The organism is Paenibacillus anaericanus (assembly GCF_003994475.1).
Taxonomy (GTDB): domain Bacteria; phylum Bacillota; class Bacilli; order Paenibacillales; family Paenibacillaceae; genus Fontibacillus; species Fontibacillus anaericanus.
The window spans coordinates 1-20,272 of sequence record NZ_RZNY01000046.1 but is presented as its reverse complement, the minus strand read 5'-3'; the positions used below and the strand labels follow the sequence as shown (position 1 = coordinate 20,272).

Sequence of the window (20,272 nt, the reverse complement as noted above, 5' to 3'; positions counted from 1 at the left end):
CTTAATGACATTGCCCTCTCGGGTGTCTTTTTTTGTGTGCTCCATATGGAGGCGAGGGGAGTCGAACCCCTGTCCACAAAAAATTGGCTAATCTTAACTGATACCTCTTCATGTTAAAACCGCTTATCCCGTAAGGTTTTTTTACAATTGATTTATTAATTCATGTTATATGTTGTTACCCATTATTATGCTTTATTATGTCTTTTGTCTACGAAGTGTCTACAGAAATCGGACAGGAGTTTTGGACAGAAGCTATATATTATTGAGTCTATTGGCACAAGAGAATTATCCTATATAGATTATAACAAATCTAGTATCTCATAGCCATCCTCATTAATAGGCCGATTTGTACATTTTTACGGGGTTCTTAAGGCCTGACTCATTGCACTGATTGTATTCTTGTGAGTTTTGTCAAAAACATGTGTATATATCCTATTTGTTGTACCTATATCTGAATGCCCTAACGCTTCTGATATTGCCTTAAGATCTACTCCCTCAGCATACAATATACTCGTAAACGTATGACGAAGCTCATGAAACCGTATTCTCCTTAGACTATTTTTTTCTAAGAAGTCTTTAAACTGTTCTGTAACTGTGTTTACTCTATATGGCTTTCCATTCTCATGTACGTATACATAACCTGTATTGTGGTACCCTTCTCCAAAGACCTTCTTGAATTCTGATTGCTTCTCTTTACAGGCTTGTAGAAGTTCAAGTAATTCATCTTCGATATATAACGTTCTCCTACTTTTCTCTGTTTTTGGTGCCTTCACAATAACATTCTTACCTGCAGATGTTCTTACTTCTTGTATATGTATTACCCGCTGATCAAGATCTACATATTTCCATTTTAGTCCAACAATCTCTCCTCTTCTTAATCCCAAATATCCTGCCAAAAATATAGGCAATTCCAATCTCGTTCCTTTTACAAGCTGTAAAAGCTCGCGTAACTGTTCCTTTGTGTAAGATTGACCTTCAAACCTCTTTCTGCGTGGAAGCGACACACCATCTGCCACATTTCTATATACAAGCTGCTGTTTCAAAGCATATGATAGTGACTTTTTAGCACATGCATGATGTTTATGAACAGTATTTGGTGATAACTTTTTGGTTTCCATCAAATATTTATAATATTCCTGCAAATGACCTGACTGTAGCTTCTGTAACTCTACTTGACCTATATGGTCCTTCATATGCTTCAAAATATTTTTATATCCATACACAGTAGTCTCTTCACAATTATATTGAACATAATTGTCCATCCAGTGATCCAAAAACTCAGAAAATATCATTTGACTAGACTCAACTAACATACCCCTCTGTTGATTATACTCAAATTCAGCTAGGATCTTCTTCGCTTCGGCCTCTGAGATAGCTGTTGTATAAGTTCGTTTGCGCTTGCCACTGAAGTCTTTACCAGTTTCCATTGTTATTCTATATTTGTTGCCTACCTTTTGTATGCTCCCTGCCATCTATACAGCCCCTTTCTGCTATCTTTATAAGAGGAATGAGTAGTCCTTGTCATTACCCCATATCATTGGTCTAATGGAGCATCCTGAATGTTATTATTCTAGATGTTAATATCCTCTCCATCATTTCCATCGAAGTTTTCTAACCATCTTGCAAAACCTAAAGCCGGAATCAATATTCTATTCCCAATTCGCTTCTTCGGAAAGTCCTCACTATTTACCAGCTTGTATATTGCATTTCTTCCCAAGGGCAGCATTTCATATAAATCTGAGACGGTATAGCAAATATCACGATCCCTTAACACCATCTTCTTTTCCTCCTTCTAGTAATAATATATATTTTCAATATGAGCTTAAACGTAGCACCATGAAGCCTTAATGTAGACACCGCTGTCTACGTTTGAACTAACACAATTCCTTTAAAATAGGCTTGTTTCTCCCAAACGTAGACAATGTAGCCATCTAATCTTACTCTTCTTATATATTTTATAAAAATCCTCTTAGTCGCCTTGGAACTACTATACTTAAAGCCTTCTGGATCAGCTATTTAGTTTTATGAGGCACTAACTTAATCCCCTTATACCCTATTAATGGATTGCCACCAAGGCGAAATTTTGCCTGTAACACTCCCAGTTTCTTAATTTCAACATAGAACTCTTCTTTTGTAACAGCTCTTGAGCCATCGCTTCGAGTATGATAAACATATGCGTCATAAAGATTTTTTCTATGAATGCTATAGGCGTGGTTTCCAGGGTCAACAATGCATCTCTCTCTAATAAACTCTGAAACACTGTTTAGTTCCTCTGAGTACGATTCTTTAAACCGTATGGCATCCTCACTTTCTTCAAAAACCAAATCATTATCGAGAAGATCATACATACCCTGAACCGCCCACTTCACTATAAAATGCTTTTCTTCGAGTAGTTTCTCCATCAGTCTCTTATCTCTCTTTTCTTCTGGAATTGTATTATTGAATGTAAGAAACAATAACCGATCAATAAAGGCTGAGGTACCATCCATCTTACTAAGTAATGGCATACTATTCCCACATGCTACAAGCTTTGTCTTCGCATAAAAGCGGAAGGGGTGCTCACCTTTCCGTTCCGCTGTTAACAAATCTCCGCCAGTCACTGCTTTAATTATGTCTGTCCCTTTAAGGGCCGAACTTTCATCCATCTCAGCAGTTACATTGAGCTTAGATTTGAACAACTCAGCTGTCATAAACCTAGTCTCTCCTAGCTGTTTGAGGCTCATGGCTGTTGTATGATTTTCTCCAATCAGCATTCTATATAGCCAAAGCCAGACACTTTTCCCAGTGTGCGGAGCTCCTACTAAAACAAAGAACTTTTTTGCCCTCCACTCATTACTAATGATATAACCCATTACTTGCTGTAAAGATCTCATCTTTCTCTGATCTCCTTCTGTACAATCATTTAGAAATTTCTCAAAACTTCTGCCCTCAGCTCTTTTGCCACCTTTATAAGTTCTTATTCCAGGGGTTTCTTCAAAATCAGCATCAATATAGCTAGTAAACATAAACTCAGAGCTATGAGGACGCACCTCCCTCTTCTGAACATCCAAGACGCAATCCCTAAAGTTGATCAGATCCACATAACTATCAAAAGAATTAAGTTCAACATGCAAGTCTGGATTGCTCCTCAGGCGATGAATAACCTCAATTATTTTATTTTTTGATAATTTCATATCAATTTCTGGAGGTAGTGTTTTTCGAATAGCAACGTATACTTGAGATTCATTTATTTCCTTGTAGTATCCATGCTTTTCATCATAAATGTAAATTGTATCGTTGAAGCATTTAATCGCATTCTCATTGATGAACGTTTGCGTCACCATATAATCTAATGGAACGCTATTTTCCACAGAACAATCTATTTCCTTTGCCGGAGACGGATCTGCAATTATTTCTCCGAGTAAAATATTTTTTTCTTTCAGATCTGGAGTGCCCCTATGCTCCATTTCTCCAAACTGTCTGTTTTGATTATTTAGGTATGAATCCGACGGATTCCCACTCCCTGCAAATGATTCCGGATCCTCTGTATTGAAATCCATATCATGAGCACTAGCATATTCATCTCCTATGGATCCCTTAGAAAGTTTGTGAATTGCATCAGTTCCATTACTAAAGGGCATATCCTTTTCTTTTACATATGAAGTATTTAATTCATGACCCTGTGAAAATTCAGATTGCGAATACTCTAATGAATTTACACGCTCTTGTTTTTTCATTTTTTCCGACTCTCCATTTGGTCTAAACTATTCGAGAAGTTTTCAAAGTCACGGGATAATATACTGTATGCAAGTGTCCTTATATGACTCCTCATTTTAGCCGAAGCAGAAAAAATATGACTTATCTTCTCGTGTGTAAGAAATCCGTTATATAAGGATATCTGACAAAATCCTGGTGATTCCATAAAAATCATTAATTGCGTCGCTTCATCTTTACAATCATTTGAAAATAAATAATCTTCACCGTGACAATTAACATAATACTTAATCGATTCGGGCTTCCTTAAATCCGTTATTACTCGCAAAGGACGTGGATCTTTATCCGTCTCCTCGTTTCCCAAGGAAAAATGCTCATTTGCATAAACACCCTTGCAGATTTTCTTATTACTGTCTGAATAGGCCACAAATAAATTTACTGGATCAATTATTGTGCAATCTAAACAAGCAATAGATCCTAACGAATCACTAGCAACCAGTTGGATATCCTCATTTTCCCTCATCTTAGAGAGCAATCTTTGTTCCTTTTCTGTTAATTCGGCTAGTAATCTCTGTGTATTCATTTTTTACATCTCCTCATATATTATTTTTTGAAGCTTGGTTTGACTCTATTTCTAGTTGAATCTCAGTCTTGCGCCATCTCAATAAAAAACTGCAATTGTGGAATCAGATAATTATTTATTCATTTCCAATCACTCCTTGGTATTCGATTGTTAATCACATTCCAAGATTAGCATTAGAAAACTAGTAGTTGATCTTCACTTTTTTTTTTACTACTAGTGCAAAGCCTTGAAAATACTGAAAACCACTATCCTAAAAAAAGAATAGTGGTTTTCAGTATAAATTTTTTATTATATAAATATGGTTCAATACCAAAATCAGTGGTTTACTTCTCTTAAATGAATTGCTACTGGTTCGGAGGGTTCTTACGATCGCTGTTAAATCCCTACCGTTTCTTCAAAATCCCTCCGACCCTTCGCTCTGTTCACACTCATACAATCAACCACTGATTTCTAGATTGAGCCATAAATAAACTTGTGGATTCAAACTGTTGTTAACGTTATCATTGATTCTGTCCAAGATTCCTAAACTTGCCTAGCTCCCCCCCCCCCCCAAGTTCAATATTACTGTCGGTCAGCTTTTTTTCTATACTTTCTCTGTTAATTCTTCCAAAAAATCCAGTAACCTCCAGCAGTTCGTTTATTTCTACATATTCTTTAATGTCCTTATCGATCCAAAAAAAGCCCCCTACTTTATCTAGTTCTCCAATAACTTGATAAATCAAAGAGTCTATACTATATTCCCAATCATTTAAAAGTGTCTCCTTGGCTTCTCCCTCTTGTAATATTACCTTATTGATTACTTTATTTATAAAACCAAATATTGATTCATCTAAATTATAGCCCCTTATCTTTCTCAGCTTATATACGCATTTATATAAATCAAAATACAATTCTGAATATTCAGCACTTGATATCTCATGTATATTCAAACCGAATAATAATTCTTTGTCCGACTCCGGTACTTGATAATACTGAAATCCTTCCAAAAATAAATAGCTATGCATCTTAAGTATCACATCACGTCCCCTTTTATGCGGACCAACCTTTTCCTCACTTACATTCAATATTATGCGTTTTAGTAGTTCCTTTAAAGTAGGGATTTGGAAATATATGAATCTAAACAGATTAACATATCCCTGGGTACCTTTAAGCAGATTAAGTGGTGGTCTATCCTCTACGAATCTTTCAACCATATATAATTTTATATTCAGATCGTCTATCACTGAAAACAAACTAATTACCTTAAGATAATCCTTCTGCCGATCTTTTGAAAGCTTATTAAACCATTCGCTTCCTTTAAGTATTTGATATACTCTATGTAAGAAGAACAGATCTGTGTTACGCTCAAGTTCAAGCAAATCTTCCGTGATATCATGACCCTTGAATTCCTTTAGCATTTGAAAATACTTTGTAATGTGATGTATCTGACTCTGAATTAAATCTTTACCCTTTTTTTCATCTAAGTTATTTGGAGCTGTACTAATTGGCTTTTTAGCTCGTATAACTTCACACTCATTATATAAGCGATAAAATGAACCTAGCTTATTTGAATATTCAAGCCACGTGTCACGTATATGAGGGTCGTTTGCTGAAGGTTCATAATTTTTAAATAGTTTGGGTATTAATTTTGCACCTTCTATGATTTCCTTCAGGCTAAAATGCCCTCGGATTGAATTATTATACATTCCAAAGAATCGTTCTGGATCAGCGAAATGAGTTTTCTCTAATATATCAAACATGAAATCACCAGCTTTAGTCTCTGCGAAATTTCCGATTGTACGCTTTTCTCCTATACTAAACGTAGTAAATTCCATCTTTAGCTGATGTATTACATACTTAATAATAAAATCCCCTATCGCATCCGGTTCTAAATTAAACTGCCCGCAGGCCTTTTCAAATGAGGTTTTTAATTCAGTTTTTCCAACAATAGACTCAATGAGTTGAGTATAATCTTTAAAGTTACTCGAACTTACACTTATTCCTTCTTTTTTTGAGATCATATCTATATCGACTTTTACATTCTTCAATAAAAACACCCCTTTTTTATGAATATTCCGGAGCAAAAATTGATATCGTTCTAGAAAGCCAACATCCTAGCTCGATGATATTATGTCTCCCTTCAGGTATTGGAAGCCACAAACAAAATGAATAGCAACCATAGGACCAGCTCACTAATCACTGGAATGGTAGCTCTAAGACATCGAAATATTTACGCACTCTTATACTAATCATAGGTCGGCTTATTCACCTGACTATTCTTCTTTATTATAAAATCTACAATTGCACTTCGCTGAATACGGTAGGAATTTTTAATTTTGAAAGACTGAATTTCACCTGAGCTAACTAATCCGTAAGCGGTGTTCATTCCTATGCGTAAATACTCAGCAAGTTCTTCCACGGTAATTATATCATTATATTCGTCATACATACTGTTTCACCAACCTCTATTTAGATTAATTCATTGTTCACCTTTTGTCTTTATTTTACTTTATATGAAATTATATAGACTTATTTAATCGTAATAATAAACTCAATAAAACGATAATAAGTACAGAATATACCTGGTATTCTGCTCGCATATAAAAAAAGAGTAGGCCTAGTTTATGCGCCCACTCTTAACATTTAGTTCTTAACAGTCAACTTCTCCAATACATACCTAATTTCATTCTTATCCACTTTTATAACTACTGCCTCAACCTGCCCCTGTAATTCTGCTGTATCATCTTCAGGATTATAAAGTTTCCCACTCAATCTAAGCTTATTCTGCCCTAAGTCATATACCGTTTCTACTTTCACATAATTTATTTGTGCTCCATCGGCTCCGTCAAATGTATAGCCCTTTCCATTATACTTGTATCCATCTACCGACTTATGATTTTTAAACTGAATATTAAAATACTTATATATTGAATCCTCAACACTGTTTTTCGAAATAAATAATAAGCCCTCTTTCGTACCACTTATTCTTGTATCGTAATTATTCATATAATTATGCCATATTCCAAAATGAATCAGATCAGTATTATTAATCTGCTTTGAATCAAATCTATCCAAAAACACCTCTGTAAAATTACTTAAAAATACACCCATCTTTTTAGACTCTGCTGATGTTACCTTTATTTTTTTATAGAGCTTAAACGTCCCATTTGGGAAAGAATATTCCGAAGAATCATTCCCTTTCCATGTTATCTGAATATAATCCTTCTGTAGCTGAATATTCATTTTTCCATTATTATAGTCATCTTTAAAGTTAAACGACGCTTGACCTTTTGTATTAAAATTGACACTACCATAAACTAAGTGACTGCGCATTTTACCAATCCCATTTATATAACTTTCTCTTGTATCATCTCGTGGTATAAAAATATCCTCAGAAGCCTCAACACTCACCTTTTTTCCATTATCCTTTATGATAAGTCTCATTTCATCCATACCATAATCGCCAATATCACTATAGTTACTCCACTCCCCACTATAGTTAGTTGCTGCAATTACTTTAGTGTTATTAGTAACCTGTATTAAAAGCATCATGAGACAACATAGTATAGCAATACGCTTTTTCAATGTCCTTCTCCTCCATCTCTTTATTTGAAATGACTACCAACATACACCATTCAATAAATGGTATTGAAGCTATTCTAGCCTATCGCCAATTAACTGCACAATAAGAAAAAAAAGTATAGCATCAGCAGTAAACGCCTACTGAACTACACTCTTTCACTATTACTTTTTATTTTTCGCAATAAGAAACCCAATACCAGATAACAGCGCTGTGATTGATCCGATGATAGCTGCTATACCAATATCACCTACCATCATACCACCTAATACTATTCCAATAACTCCAAGAATCAACAACAATATCCCTATAACCTTCATTTTTACCTCCAATAGTGAATTATTTCATAAGCTCAATAGCAACTGCATCTACTTGTGGAATTGTAATATTCCCACCTATGGTTGCCTCATATGTAATTAAACCCTTTGATTCTCCCCAAATCGTGACTATATCATCTTCAAGAATACGAGACTCATCTTTATCTCTCTTATAGAATACGTAGATGGTATCTTCATATCCAAATTCATTACTAGTAACATTTATTCTGTATTGCGCCTTATTACCTGATTCCATAACTTGAACTACTTGACCAACAAAGACCAACTTCTTATCCATATACTCTTTTGGGTTTCTAGCCAACTCTTTATAAGGATATTGTTCTGCCTCCAATTTAAAATCCTCCAAATTGAACGGACTTTCTGTTGGCTCTGTGATCTTACTCTCCCCATTTGACTGGGAAGTACCTTGATTTGTTGTTTCATCATCTCCAGCAAATATCCCAATTAATAAGAAAATCACAAAAAGTACACCGATAACAATGAGCAAGGATTTTAGGCAGCCACCTTTTTTCTCCTTTTTCGGAATTGAAGCATTTATTTCTCCAACTCCACCTGAGTGTAAAGATAAGCTTGATCCGCAACTGTTACAAAATTTTGCGGCATCATCGTTAAGCGAATTACACCTTGGACAGTTCAATATACCCCCTCCTCCTTACCTATATTCTCCCAAAATAATTATATCTGTAGTCGTCGAATTATGTCAATCACTATAGTAACTATTATAAATATATACTATTGTGCGTTGTTGCCACCTACTTTAACACATATGGTTTCCTTAGTGACATGGTTATTGTAGGAGGGAAAGAATGTGAGTAATATTTCCATTACCGTCGGAGAGAAAATCCGCGAATTGCGTCAACAACGAGGATTCAGTCAAGAAAAACTTGCTTTTAAAGCAGGGATAACCCCGTCTTATATGGGTCAAATTGAACGTGGTGAAAAAAGCCCAACAATAGATACATTAGATAAAGTAACAAGAGCTTTAAATATCGAGCTCTCGGATCTATTTGTTTCTACTTCAAATGAAACTAGTAATTTGGAAACTACGCATATTGATAAAATAACATATCAACTATTAGGGCGTACTCCTTATGAACAAGAAGAAATCCTTAACTTTATTAAGCGACTGCTTAAATTTAGAGATAATAAAAACTAAGTATACCTTAGAGTATTATCACATTAGACTATTTTCTTTTAGACTATAAAAACGATGTCCTCCTATAATCAGATGATCAAGTAGCTCAATTCCTATTATACTTCCAGCCTCAACAAGACGTTTAGTCATCTCAATATCTTCTGAACTTGGCTGCGGATCGCCTGAGGGATGGTTATGCACAGCTATTATAGAAGCACTGCATCGTTTAATTGCCGCACGAAACACCTCCCTCGGATGAACTATTGCTGAATTTAAAGATCCTATTGAAATGACCTCTTTAAAAATCAGATGATTCTTTGTGTTTAGAAATAAACATATGAAATGCTCCTTCTGTAGGTATCTAACATCTGGCTCTATTAACTCAAAAACATCACTGGGACTTCTAATTACAGTATTATTATTAGAAGGTACTACAAAGGATTTTGCGAGTTTAAGTAATGCAATTATTTGTCTAGCCTTTCCCTTTCCGATCCCCTTAATTTGTATAAGCTCTTGCTCCGTCACATCCATCAACTCATTAGTTACTGGGAATCTCGAAAATAACTCCTCAATGATGTAGCTACCTTGTTTTTCACATAGAGAATCAGCTAACAGGGTTCTTAATTCGCTATTATCAGTGTAGTCCATATTTAATACCCCTTCGTATAATTATTTGGCTGCTAGAACGGTTCATCATCTGATACCTCTTCAGCCTTAAAGATCGAACTTGTAACTATCACAATCCAAACAATAGATACTACCCACCTTGAGACTTTATTTAGAATAATATTCAATACGCATCGCTCCCTAAATTACATAGAAAAGTCGAGAGTATAAATACTCTCGACTTTTCTATGTGTGAACTAACTCTCATGAAGACTACCTATCAGCATAAGTATCACATTTATAATATAGATTTATATAACGTAAAAAAACCCAGAATATTTATTCGGTCTCTCTGTCCCCGCTAAAGAATTATACCCGAAAATTCCAAAGAATACTTTAAAGTTTGTATGCCGAACACACTAGCCATCTCATTATCCTAACCGTAGCCATTATAACAGGATATGAGCTTTGAAGAAAATCTATAGTTCTGGAAGCGGAAGGGCTTAGTTGTTACACTGATATTTAGATACTAAACATTATCAAGCGTATTAAGTGGCAATGATGAATCCATAGGCACCCTTTGCGGCCTCAAAATACAACCCTATACTTTCCAAATTAAACTTGCTTTTATCAGATAATTTGATAGGCTATTATTAGCAAGTCTTTATGGGATTCTTTGTTACAGATACTGAGCCAAAATATTTGTAGATGAGGTGCTGAATGATACAGACTATTATAGCCCAAGGAATTCAAGATGACGTTACTTTTGAGAATCACATACGAGAGCTCTTATCAGATCCAACCGTTGTCAGTGCAAAAGCATTAATAGCTTTTGCAACCTTAAACGGTATTTTAGCTATAGGCGCAGCATCTAGCGGTGAATTAAATAATTACATAACTAGAAACGCTAATGAACTTAAATGGATAATTGGAATAGATAGTATTACAACTGCAGACGCACTAAGAACTCTGAAAGAAATCGATGATATACATGAAAATGTATATATTAGAGCATTTGAAAGCACTTCTGGTCTTTTCCATCCAAAGATGTTTCTCTTTAAAAGAGCGGATGGAACCGGAACTGTCTTAGTTGGTTCAAACAATCTTACAAGTGGTGGGCTCAAAATTAATACTGAAATTTCCGTGCGACTTGATGGCCTCAGTAGTTTAGAGGTTTCCAATTGGGAAACTGTATGGGATTCAACTAACAATAAACAATCTAGCATCAAAATAATCACTGATGAATTACTTGTAAAAATTCAGGAGATTAGAAAAAAAGAACGTAGCGCTAGAAGAATAACTAGAAACCAAGGGAATACCATTTCAGTTATCGAGGATAATGATATTGATCATGTTGATCCACTAATTAATAATCGTACTATTCTAATTAGACAAGTTCCAAAGGCCGGGGATAGAGTACATCAAGTGCATTTCACACTAGATATTGCTCGAATTTATTTTCATTTTGTTAATACGACCGATACCAGACAAATACGACTGCAACAACTTCAGCCTAACTCCGTCCCAAGACCAATTGAACAGAGGAGATTAGTTTTAAGTCCTCGTAATATGAATGCAAAGATTGAGGTTGGGGGAGCACGAGTTTTACTGAACAATTATCCTACTAATGGTCAAAGGCCGATCTTAGTATTTGAAGAAATTAACCCCGATTTTTTTAGATACATGCTATTACTACCTGGAGATGATGGTTTTTCTGAGCTAAACAACCACCTATCACGAACCCCAGTTCATGGGAATGCACTTGCTTATGATATATTAAATATAGATAATTTAATACATATATGGTCCAACTACCCAATTTAAATCATGACTACCCGTTAGTAAATGAACTGCAGTAGTTTTTTTTGTTACGCACGCTTCGCGTACTCAACTAGTTTAAGCCATAAAAAAACAGGCCCCGTACATAGCACTGCAAAAGTGGTCATTTGAAATTCCAATTTAATAAACTAAGAAAAACGAGCCTCTAGAATCGCTTCTAAGGCTCGTTTTGAGGTTAGAGAGTCATTTATGACCCCCTGGTAAAGTTGGATTTTTCAAAAACACGACTTTTACAGCAGTCTCCATACAGAGTACCTGTTCATTATATTAAAACCTTGTATGAGGATCGCCAGCAAACAAATCTGCATACTTTGGTGCACTAGATTTTTTGTATTCGGGTTTTTTTAAAATTATTATATACTCATGTAATGTTTTAAAAAGGAAGTTTGGAGGATGTGGATAGCTACCAAAAATCGGGCGCTGTTTACCCGAAGATCCCCACTTCCCACCTGTACCATCCTTTGACCAGATTATCTCATTTACCAGTAAAAATCCCAATTCTTGAGCCTTCTTAATTAAATCAGAAGCTATAGGAAAGGTCAATAACCCTTCGGTAGTATTTTGGTTTACATTTGCTGTAATTATAGATATTCGTCTCCCTGGTTTCAGTACACGATAACATTCTTTTAAGACTGACTGTATATTATTAAGAAAAATATCATACTCGGTTACATTTCCAATATTCCCTTCAAAATCGCCATAATTAGCTTTATTCCAGTAAGGAGGTGATGTTGTAATCGTACCGATCGAATTATCAGGTATAGCACTCATATCCCTACTATCACCATTTATTATTTGATGGAACTTTGAATTTGTAGGAGTAGAGGAGAGGCTCTCCTTTACAATTTCGACAAATTCACAATTGGTATCATACCCTATAAAATTACGTCCAGTTTGTAACGCAGCTATTCCACTATTTCCGACGCCACAAAATGGATCAAGTATTGTCTCACCCCAAAATGAAAACATCCTAATTAGCCTATATGGTATTTCCACTGGAAATACCGCTGGATGCACTTTATGAGATGTATTAGCTATTGACCAAACTGATTTGGTCCAATCTCTCCACTCCTCCTTTGTTAACTTTGATTTTTCCTTTATTTCTCCATTAATTTCAATTTTGAATAATTCCTCAGATAAATTAATCATAATTACCTCCAATTAAACTTTAAAAAATTGAGAATTCTTAAATTCACCTCTACCTGCCTGTATCATGTTTATATACCAATTATTAACAAAATTCAAGGTGTCAGAAGGCAACCCTACCTCTTGTATAATAATATTATCAATTTGATCTATGATAGCTCTACACGACAGAAAATTATAATTACCAATGGACTTACCAGAATTGACTTTGTTAATTGGATATTTGATTAACTCAATCCATAAGTCATCAGCTAAACTTATTAATCTATTATAACTCGTTTCTGAGAATAAAGATTTATTGAACGGGAGCTTTTTGAGTAATTGAGAAGAAAAATGAAATCCGTCACCTTGTACTGCCCATAGCCAATATGAAATAGTACTAGCAAGGCATGCAAAGACAAAGCGGGACTCCCTCATTGAAGAACAATTCACAGCCCATAAAGAATCAGGAACAATTCTCTTTCCATCTTTATCGTAAGATTCTGGTAATTTCAAAAATGTGGGTAACCAATTGTATGCCGTACTATAAAAATATACATTATTATTTGAATTCCCCAAAGCAGTAATCGATTTTTTTGGCACTAACTTAACCATATCATATAATGAATTCCCCTGTTTTAATAATGTCTTTAGAATTTTCAATTCAAGTTCTGAGGATATCTTTGGGATAAAATTGGCTATATTAAAGTCTCCAATATTAATTATATTAATATTATTAAAAAGCTTATCACGGTCCCGACTATTCCATCGAAGCAAAGAACTAGTATACATTTTTTTATTGACTATATCAATTGTTTGACGAAAAACAATTGTATTTCTGGTTTTAATATCATCGCCAAATAAAGAATCCGGACTCCTATCGAAATGAGTAAAAACCCACTCCGCAGAATCATTAATGAACATCTCCCTTATGTTTTTGTAAATTTGGCCCGTGTGATACGATATTGATAGCGGGATTATCATACCTGAAATTGAATTTTTCCCTGAAAGATATTTCATATTTTCAACAAATAAAGTATAAATGTTTCCCCCGAATGAGATATAAGTTGTTTGATTAGAATTTTCTTTTATATAGTGATCTGTATATGGCGGATTTCCAATAACACATGAGAAACCATTATTAGCGGACAAAAAAACCTCAGGGAAGTTTAGATAATAATGGAATGATGAAGATAAGTAATTTTCCTTATTAAAATTACCAAGAGTCTCTTTTAGAACTTTTTGAATATCAGGACAATTAACAAAACCATCTAATGTTACAAGGCTTCTTTTCTTCTCTAATCTATAATCAAACATTTTCTGTTTAATTCTCACATTAGTCTTATCCTGATCTTGAGGTAAAATACCGTTTACAGAATCACCCGTTCGTATATTCATAAGCGCTAGATTCCATAACACAAAAGGAGAGTGATTGGACAATAAAAATGAGTTGAGGTCTGATGTTAAAAGAATCAAAACGCAAGAGCGAACAGCTGAGGGGCTTCTATCAACTCCATATATATTATTCATTAACACTTCAGTTAATGGGAAATCAACGTTAAGGTCCTTATATTTACCAACAAGATAGACTAATGATTTTTTAAGAAAGATTCCCGTTCCACAAGAAGGATCTAAAACTGTTAAAGCCCTAAGATTATTAATATCGAGTTGAAAATTATTACTTTCAAGTAATTTCCCAAGTGTATTAGAAACCAAGTGATTCACAACATCATCAGGTGTATAGTAGATACCCTTCCTTTTCTTTTTAGAAGGTATCATCCCCCTTTTGGGGTCTATTAATGCAGTATTTAAGTCAATATCCTCATATTCAAATACTTCGAGAACATATGGTAATAAATCGAAAAATTTATCATCCATTGGTAACAATTTTAAATATTGATTAACTTCTCTAAGAGTCTCATCCGATACAGGAGGAATTCCCCATGTGAGCTTTATTAATTCTAAACAAAAAATATGATCATCACTTCTTACAAAAAACGAAGATATCCAAGACCAAATTATAAAGCAATCATCTGAGCACTTAGAATTACCAATATTTAAAGCTATTTTTACTTTCAAAGGTATTACTGAATTTTCATTCGCATCTATTAACTTTACTAATGTTAGTATAAGTAGAATTTGATGCGCTTGATCTGAAGTATTAAATTGTTTATCGTATTGATTAGATAACCATCTTTCCAATATAATTTTACACTTTTGATAAATATCAGCGTAATCTTTAATAAGTTTCTTTTCTTTAATACTTGCGGGGGTCGTATTCATAAGTCCTCCAGATAAAAAGAGATTACAAAAACATTATAGCAGAACAACAGTTCCTACATCACAATAATTATTTATGTTCCTTGTTGTTCTGAAGGATATAGTTCTAATAGTAATTGATATCGGAACTCCTCCAGTCCTGCTAATTGCAACTCGATTAGAACATAGCAGCCACGATTAATAAAAAATGTAGACTCTTCGTCTACAAGATTACAGTAAAACTAAACCTAAAGAATCCTCCGTCTACTATCCGTCTACAAAATCCCCCTATAGAAAAGTCCAGCCCTTATAAGGGCTGGACTTTCAGTATGGAGGCGAGGGGAGTCGAACCCCTGTCCGAAGGCAACGCCACAAAGGTGTCTACGGGTGTAGTCACGGTTTTGATGTCACCCGAGTATCGCCCCGTAACAGGCTATACGTTGGGTCAGCCTGATTATCTTCTTCAGCTCACCGCAGGCGGAGATGAGACAGCGTATTCCACTATATGTTAGCCCCTATCCTAGTCACATGGACGATGCTAGGTAGAAGCACGCCAACAGTTTCTTAGGCTGCTAAAGCGTAGTTTGTTTGTTGTTTGCCATTTAATAGGCTTTAGCGTTGATAAAGTGGACGCGTCCCCACTACCCGCTACCCCTGCTCGAACTACCCCCGTCGAATCCATAAACGCCCCCTAAATAAAAAGGGTGTAGGATTAGTCGGATCATCAAGCAAGATGATCTGTTTCTTACATGAATTAGTATACCACATTTTCAAACCTTAATGCTTGTAGACTTACTGGAAAATGAGGCAATCTAAGCTGTTCAGCTCAGTTTCAACCTACCGAGCCACTTTTTGCTTCTCACGCAACACACGTTGAATATCGCGCTGAGCATCCCGTTTAGCAGCAGTTTCACGCTTATCGTACTGTTTCTTCCCTTTACCAAGACCTAATAATAGCTTGGCATAACCATTACGGATATAAATCTTAAGCGGTACGATGGAATATCCTTCTTGCTTGGACAAACCAAGCAACTTGTGGATCTGTGCCTTGTGCATTAGCAGTTTACGCGTACGAGTTGGATCACTCGGATTGCTCCGGTTACCCTGCTCGAACGGACTGATGTGCATATTATGGATGTGGATCTCACCATTCCGTATAGTCGCAAAAGCATCACCAATATTAGCTCTCGCGTTACGGATCGATTTGATCTCCGTACCTGTCAGCACCATGCCTGCTTCAAAGGTGTCTTCGATAAAGTAGTCATGGGAAGCTTTCTTGTTCTGTGCCAATACCTTATTACCATCATTCTTCTTCGCCATGTTCATCCTCCTCGTAAACGATCCTTCACCGAGCGTTACGCTCCAGCATATCAGAGACTTATTGTACCAAACTTAGTCATGCAAAATCAAGGAATACGCGCACTGATTACGATTCCTGGGACCGACCATCCAAAGACGAGAGGTTGTGTGATGAGAAGAACTCAATCACACAACCTCTCCCGATGGTCCTACTTATCTTTAGGCTTTATCCTTAGGTACGAACACGGATGGCTCGTTGCCACCGCCACCTTTACCCTTACCACCCTTGCGCTTCTTGCGCGCTGGTGGTGTTTCACCCCCGACGGAGCTACCGCCACCGCCGATAAAGATCCCGCTCGGCGACGTCTTCTTCTTGCGCCGATTCTCACCACTGCCACCCGGAGGGGTGTTGCCGTTTCTGCTAAGTGATGCCGGTCCTGGGGCGTAACCGCCCTTGCCCGAACCAAAACCAAAGCTCACCGCTGGCGCCGCAGACTCTGACGCTCTACCTTTTCCGGCCCCGCTCCGCTTGCCGCGCTTACCGCCGCCAGTTGGCGCTCCGCTCTTAACATCTACTCCGCCTTCAGCTACCGCGCCTACTATACCATCAGGTCTGCCAGCCTGTGCTTTACCTGGCTTACTGCTTTTGCCATCAGGTCCAGCCTTGCTGAATTTGCCGCCTTTTCCATCCGTCATTGCCTTATCGAACTTCTTCCCTTTGCTCTTACTGCTAATGCCAGGTTTGCCGCCTCGGTCAGCTTTGCTATATTTACCGGCCTTGCCACCCTTGGCTTCAGACTTGCCATCTCTGGCACCGCCTTTTCCAGACTTCCCACCACCAGGACGTCCGCTAGCAAAACCGCCACGTACGTTGCCACCGCCATGTGGTCCGTCCTCACGACGACGCGGCTTCATATCGAGCATTTCGAAATCAATCGTATGATCATCCATATTTACACGAACGACCCGTATCTTCACTTCATCGCCGATCCGATAAATCTTCGAAGTACGCTCGCCTACGAGCGCCATATGTTGTTCATGGAAATGGTAATAATCATCGGTCATGGCACTAAGACGAATCAAACCTTCGACCGTATTATCCAGCTCAATGAACATACCAAAGCTCGTTACACTGCTGATTATGCCGGTAAATTCCTCGCCGACCTTATCCAGCATGAACTCCGCCTTCTTAAGCTGCTCGGTATCGCGCTCTGCTTCCACGGCAACCCGCTCCCGCTCAGAAGATTGTTTCGCAATATCTCCCATACGACTAGCTAGATATTCCTGCCGTTTCTGACTTAGCACACCTTTGTTCTCAATTACCTCACGAATCACACGGTGGATAATCAGATCGGGATATCGACGAATAGGGGATGTGAAGTGAGTATAGAACTCCGCTGCAAGACCAAAATGTCCCGTGCTCTCCGCATCATATTTCGCCTGTTTCATCGAACGTAACATCATAGTACTAATAACCGTTTGTTCCTTCGTACCTTGGATATCCTCCAATAACTTCTGAAGCGCACGTGGATGTACCTTGTCGCCTTTTCCACCTTTCACCTTATGTCCAAAATTAGCTGCGAAGGCCATAAAGTTCATCAGCTTCTCTTGATCTGGGTCCTCGTGAATCCGGTATATGAAAGGCACTTTAAGCCAGTGGAAATGCTCTGCTACGGTTTCGTTGGCTGCTAACATAAATTCTTCAATGATCTGCTCCGCTATCGACCGTTCACGTTTCACGATATCTATCGCTTTACCATTCTCGTCCACGATCACCTTCGATTCCTCGAAATCAAAATCGACAGCTCCGCGGCGCATCCGGTTCCCGCGTAGTCTCAATGCCAGCTCCTTCATCTCTTTGAACATATCAACTAGATCGCCATATCGCTCAGTAACCTCGGGATCCTCATCTTGCACAATTTTGCGGACATTAGTATACGTCATCCGTTCCTTTGTCCGAATCACACTCGAAAAGATATCATGATTCACGATCTTCATATCTTCGTCGAATTCCATCTCACAAGACAACGTGAAACGATTGACCTGCGGATTCAAAGAACATATTCCGTTAGACAATCTATGCGGAAGCATCGGTATAACGCGATCCACTAAATAAACACTACAACCACGGTTGTAAGCCTCTTGATCTAACTCCGACTTCTCCCGAACATAATAACCAACGTCAGCGATATGAACACCCAGAACGGTATTCCCATTCGATAATTTCTCAATATGGACCGCATCATCTAGATCCTTCGCATCTTCACCATCGATAGTCACAATGACCTTATCACGAAGATCACGCCGTCCCGACTCGACAATCTCTGCCTCTTCAATCACATCAGGTGCAGCAAGCGCCTCTTCCATTACCTCTTCCGGAAAAGCTTCCGGCAACTGATGCTTACGAATAATAGATAGAATATCAACACCTGGGTCATCCTTATGACCTAGGATCTCAATAACTTCACCTTGAGCCGCAGCACGGCCTTCAGGATATTGTACAATGCGTACAACGACTTTATCACCGGTCACAGCACCTAGAAAAGCCTCCTTCGGAATAAGAATATCCCGATTGATTCGCTTATCATCTGGCACAACAAAACCAAACGATTCTTGATTCTGAAACACACCCACAATCTGAGTCACTGCCCGATTAACAATTCGAACAACTTCACCTTCGAGCTTACCGCCTCCGGCACTCTTCGAACTAACGCGGACTAATACCGTATCCCCGTTCATAGCACTCTTCAAGTCGTTCGCATGCACATAAACATCAGGATGCTCTTTATCCTCGGGAATTAGAAATGCAAACCCCTTAGCATGTACTTGCAAGCGCCCACGTACCAGGTCCATTCGCTCAGGCACTCCATAGCGCTCCGTTCTCGTCAGAATAATCTGACCTTCCTGCTCCAAACGTGTAAGTAACTTAAGAAATTCCTTAAATTCCACAGCATCAGAAATTTGAAAATGTTGTTCTAGCTCTTGATACGTCATTGGTTTATAAGCGGTCTCCCGCATAAAGGACAATAGTTCGGTTTCCTTAATCATGATCTCACCTCTGCCGACTTGTTCCCAAGCCAGTATATATTTTTTCAATTAAATAATTTCCACGAATAACCTTCCCATATACCACTAGTATACACGAAATTCACTAAGTACATCCGTTTCAGACAAAATGACGTCGCCTTATCAGCGCCCATTTTTCTTATTACCCACAAAAAACTAAAACAAAAAAGCCCCCGTTCCTTAAAGGAAACGAGAGCTTTACTTATTAGCCTACTTCAATACGACCGCAACAACGATCGACAAAATAAAGAATCCCGACGCAAGACCAACTGTTACTCGTTCCAAAACGAGTTCCATGCCGCGAGCTTTTGATTTACCGAAAAGATGTTCCGCCCCTCCGGAGATGGCACCGGAAAGACCCGCGCTCTTCCCTTTCTGCAGTAGAACAACCGCAATTAGACCGATAGAGAAAATAATGAGCAACACTTTCAAAAAGATATCCATTCAATCCACCTCCTAAGACGGAACTTACTCAATCTATTGATTACACAAACAATGATTAAACTATTCAAAAACAGCACTATTATTGTACCATGCCTACCAAGGAATAACAACATGCTTCCTATAATTTGAAGGATATTTCGCGTAATTACCTCTTCTTTATCGTCACCAAAAATCCATTTCCACCCAAAAAAACGTCATATGTATAAGAAAAAACCCGGTCACCTAAGTGGTCAAGACCCCACTTAGTAGACATTGTAAAAACACCTAGGACACAAGCTGGTTCCTGTACTCTGATATTATCCCCTTTAAGTAGACAGTAAAAAGAA

Annotated in this window: 17 protein-coding genes and 1 other RNA gene; 2 read left to right on the top strand and 16 right to left on the bottom strand. The window is 37.4% G+C overall.

The genetic code is table 11. The annotated features are described in order from the left end of the window. Positions 1 to 356 precede the first annotated feature (356 nt). The 9 genes from EJP82_RS26215 to EJP82_RS26180 form a co-directional block, all read right to left on the bottom strand. Positions 357 to 1,472, bottom strand: a complete 1,116-nt coding sequence (locus EJP82_RS26215; protein ID WP_127195025.1) for a site-specific integrase — start codon at positions 1,470 to 1,472, stop codon at positions 357 to 359. A 98-nt stretch (positions 1,473 to 1,570) separates the two neighbouring features. Beyond that, the gene (locus EJP82_RS26210) at positions 1,571 to 1,777 is read right to left on the bottom strand and encodes a helix-turn-helix domain-containing protein (RefSeq protein WP_127195024.1); all 207 of its coding nucleotides are present in this window, start codon (positions 1,775 to 1,777) and stop codon (positions 1,571 to 1,573) included. Positions 1,778 to 2,012: 235 nt separating this feature from the next. After that, on the bottom strand, positions 2,013 to 3,716 hold the full coding sequence (locus EJP82_RS26205; RefSeq protein ID WP_127195023.1) for a DNA primase family protein: 1,704 nt from the start codon (positions 3,714 to 3,716) through the stop codon (positions 2,013 to 2,015). Further along, a complete protein-coding gene (locus tag EJP82_RS26200; protein WP_127195022.1) occupies positions 3,713 to 4,276 on the bottom strand; it encodes a hypothetical protein in 564 nt (187 codons plus the stop codon). Before EJP82_RS26200 ends, EJP82_RS26205 begins: the two co-directional genes overlap by 4 nt. Before the next feature lie 500 nt (positions 4,277 to 4,776). Continuing rightward, positions 4,777 to 6,303, bottom strand: coding sequence for a hypothetical protein (locus tag EJP82_RS26195; RefSeq protein WP_127195021.1), 1,527 nt, complete (start codon positions 6,301 to 6,303; stop codon positions 4,777 to 4,779). Positions 6,304 to 6,500: 197 nt separating this feature from the next. After that, complete coding sequence (locus tag EJP82_RS26190; protein WP_127195020.1) at positions 6,501 to 6,704, bottom strand: helix-turn-helix domain-containing protein; 204 nt, start codon at positions 6,702 to 6,704, stop codon at positions 6,501 to 6,503. 194 nt (positions 6,705 to 6,898) lie between these two features. Beyond that, positions 6,899 to 7,840, bottom strand: a complete 942-nt coding sequence (locus EJP82_RS26185) for a hypothetical protein (RefSeq protein WP_170220310.1) — start codon at positions 7,838 to 7,840, stop codon at positions 6,899 to 6,901. A 159-nt stretch (positions 7,841 to 7,999) separates the two neighbouring features. Then, on the bottom strand, positions 8,000 to 8,155 hold the full coding sequence (locus EJP82_RS28080; RefSeq protein ID WP_170220309.1) for a hypothetical protein: 156 nt from the start codon (positions 8,153 to 8,155) through the stop codon (positions 8,000 to 8,002). A gap of 19 nt (positions 8,156 to 8,174) precedes the next feature. Next, positions 8,175 to 8,810: a zinc ribbon domain-containing protein gene (locus EJP82_RS26180; RefSeq protein WP_127195019.1), complete on the bottom strand. Its 636-nt coding sequence runs from the start codon at positions 8,808 to 8,810 to the stop codon at positions 8,175 to 8,177. A gap of 171 nt (positions 8,811 to 8,981) precedes the next feature. Between EJP82_RS26180 and EJP82_RS26175 the strand changes: the two genes are divergently transcribed. Beyond that, the gene (locus EJP82_RS26175; RefSeq protein WP_127195018.1) at positions 8,982 to 9,329 is read left to right on the top strand and encodes a helix-turn-helix domain-containing protein; all 348 of its coding nucleotides are present in this window, start codon (positions 8,982 to 8,984) and stop codon (positions 9,327 to 9,329) included. An 18-nt stretch (positions 9,330 to 9,347) separates the two neighbouring features. Here EJP82_RS26175 and radC read toward each other — a convergent pair whose 3' ends face one another. Next, complete coding sequence (radC, locus tag EJP82_RS26170) at positions 9,348 to 9,956, bottom strand: RadC family protein (protein ID WP_127195017.1); 609 nt, start codon at positions 9,954 to 9,956, stop codon at positions 9,348 to 9,350. Between the two features lie 678 nt (positions 9,957 to 10,634). Between radC and EJP82_RS26165 the strand changes: the two genes are divergently transcribed. Next, positions 10,635 to 11,738, top strand: coding sequence for a phospholipase D-like domain-containing protein (locus EJP82_RS26165; protein ID WP_127195016.1), 1,104 nt, complete (start codon positions 10,635 to 10,637; stop codon positions 11,736 to 11,738). A 282-nt stretch (positions 11,739 to 12,020) separates the two neighbouring features. Here EJP82_RS26165 and EJP82_RS26160 read toward each other — a convergent pair whose 3' ends face one another. From EJP82_RS26160 to secG, 6 genes are all read right to left on the bottom strand, one after another. After that, positions 12,021 to 12,902, bottom strand: coding sequence for a site-specific DNA-methyltransferase (locus tag EJP82_RS26160; RefSeq protein ID WP_127195015.1), 882 nt, complete (start codon positions 12,900 to 12,902; stop codon positions 12,021 to 12,023). A gap of 12 nt (positions 12,903 to 12,914) precedes the next feature. Then, entirely contained in the window at positions 12,915 to 15,161 is a 2,247-nt protein-coding gene (locus EJP82_RS26155) for an Eco57I restriction-modification methylase domain-containing protein (protein WP_127195014.1), read from the bottom strand. 303 nt (positions 15,162 to 15,464) lie between these two features. Next, positions 15,465 to 15,829, bottom strand: a transfer-messenger RNA (tmRNA) gene (gene ssrA / locus EJP82_RS26150). A 145-nt stretch (positions 15,830 to 15,974) separates the two neighbouring features. Next, positions 15,975 to 16,457 carry an SsrA-binding protein SmpB gene (gene smpB / locus EJP82_RS26145; RefSeq protein WP_127195013.1) on the bottom strand — a complete coding sequence of 161 codons (483 nt, stop codon included), beginning with the start codon at positions 16,455 to 16,457 and terminating at the stop codon, positions 15,975 to 15,977. 198 nt (positions 16,458 to 16,655) lie between these two features. Next, positions 16,656 to 19,484, bottom strand: a complete 2,829-nt coding sequence (rnr, locus tag EJP82_RS26140) for a ribonuclease R (protein ID WP_127195026.1) — start codon at positions 19,482 to 19,484, stop codon at positions 16,656 to 16,658. Between the two features lie 228 nt (positions 19,485 to 19,712). Further along, positions 19,713 to 19,946, bottom strand: a complete 234-nt coding sequence (gene secG / locus EJP82_RS26135; RefSeq protein ID WP_127195012.1) for a preprotein translocase subunit SecG — start codon at positions 19,944 to 19,946, stop codon at positions 19,713 to 19,715. Positions 19,947 to 20,272 lie beyond the last annotated feature (326 nt).

Bases quoted from the DNA above. Each gene is read 5' to 3' on its own strand.
- secG (WP_127195012.1), bottom strand. From the start codon at position 19,946: ATGGATATCTTTTTGAAAGTGTTGCTCATTATTTTCTCTATCGGTCTA.
- EJP82_RS26205 (WP_127195023.1), bottom strand. From the start codon at position 3,716: ATGAAAAAACAAGAGCGTGTAAATTCATTAGAGTATTCGCAATCTGAA.
- EJP82_RS28080 (WP_170220309.1), bottom strand. From the start codon at position 8,155: ATGAAGGTTATAGGGATATTGTTGTTGATTCTTGGAGTTATTGGAATA.
- rnr (WP_127195026.1), bottom strand. From the start codon at position 19,484: ATGATTAAGGAAACCGAACTATTGTCCTTTATGCGGGAGACCGCTTAT.
- EJP82_RS26160 (WP_127195015.1), bottom strand. From the start codon at position 12,902: ATGATTAATTTATCTGAGGAATTATTCAAAATTGAAATTAATGGAGAA.
- EJP82_RS26210 (WP_127195024.1), bottom strand. From the start codon at position 1,777: ATGGTGTTAAGGGATCGTGATATTTGCTATACCGTCTCAGATTTATAT.
- radC (WP_127195017.1), bottom strand. From the start codon at position 9,956: ATGGACTACACTGATAATAGCGAATTAAGAACCCTGTTAGCTGATTCT.
- EJP82_RS26200 (WP_127195022.1), bottom strand. From the start codon at position 4,276: ATGAATACACAGAGATTACTAGCCGAATTAACAGAAAAGGAACAAAGA.
- EJP82_RS26215 (WP_127195025.1), bottom strand. From the start codon at position 1,472: ATGGCAGGGAGCATACAAAAGGTAGGCAACAAATATAGAATAACAATG.
- EJP82_RS26165 (WP_127195016.1), top strand. From the start codon at position 10,635: ATGATACAGACTATTATAGCCCAAGGAATTCAAGATGACGTTACTTTT.
- smpB (WP_127195013.1), bottom strand. From the start codon at position 16,457: ATGGCGAAGAAGAATGATGGTAATAAGGTATTGGCACAGAACAAGAAA.
- EJP82_RS26190 (WP_127195020.1), bottom strand. From the start codon at position 6,704: ATGTATGACGAATATAATGATATAATTACCGTGGAAGAACTTGCTGAG.
- EJP82_RS26155 (WP_127195014.1), bottom strand. From the start codon at position 15,161: ATGAATACGACCCCCGCAAGTATTAAAGAAAAGAAACTTATTAAAGAT.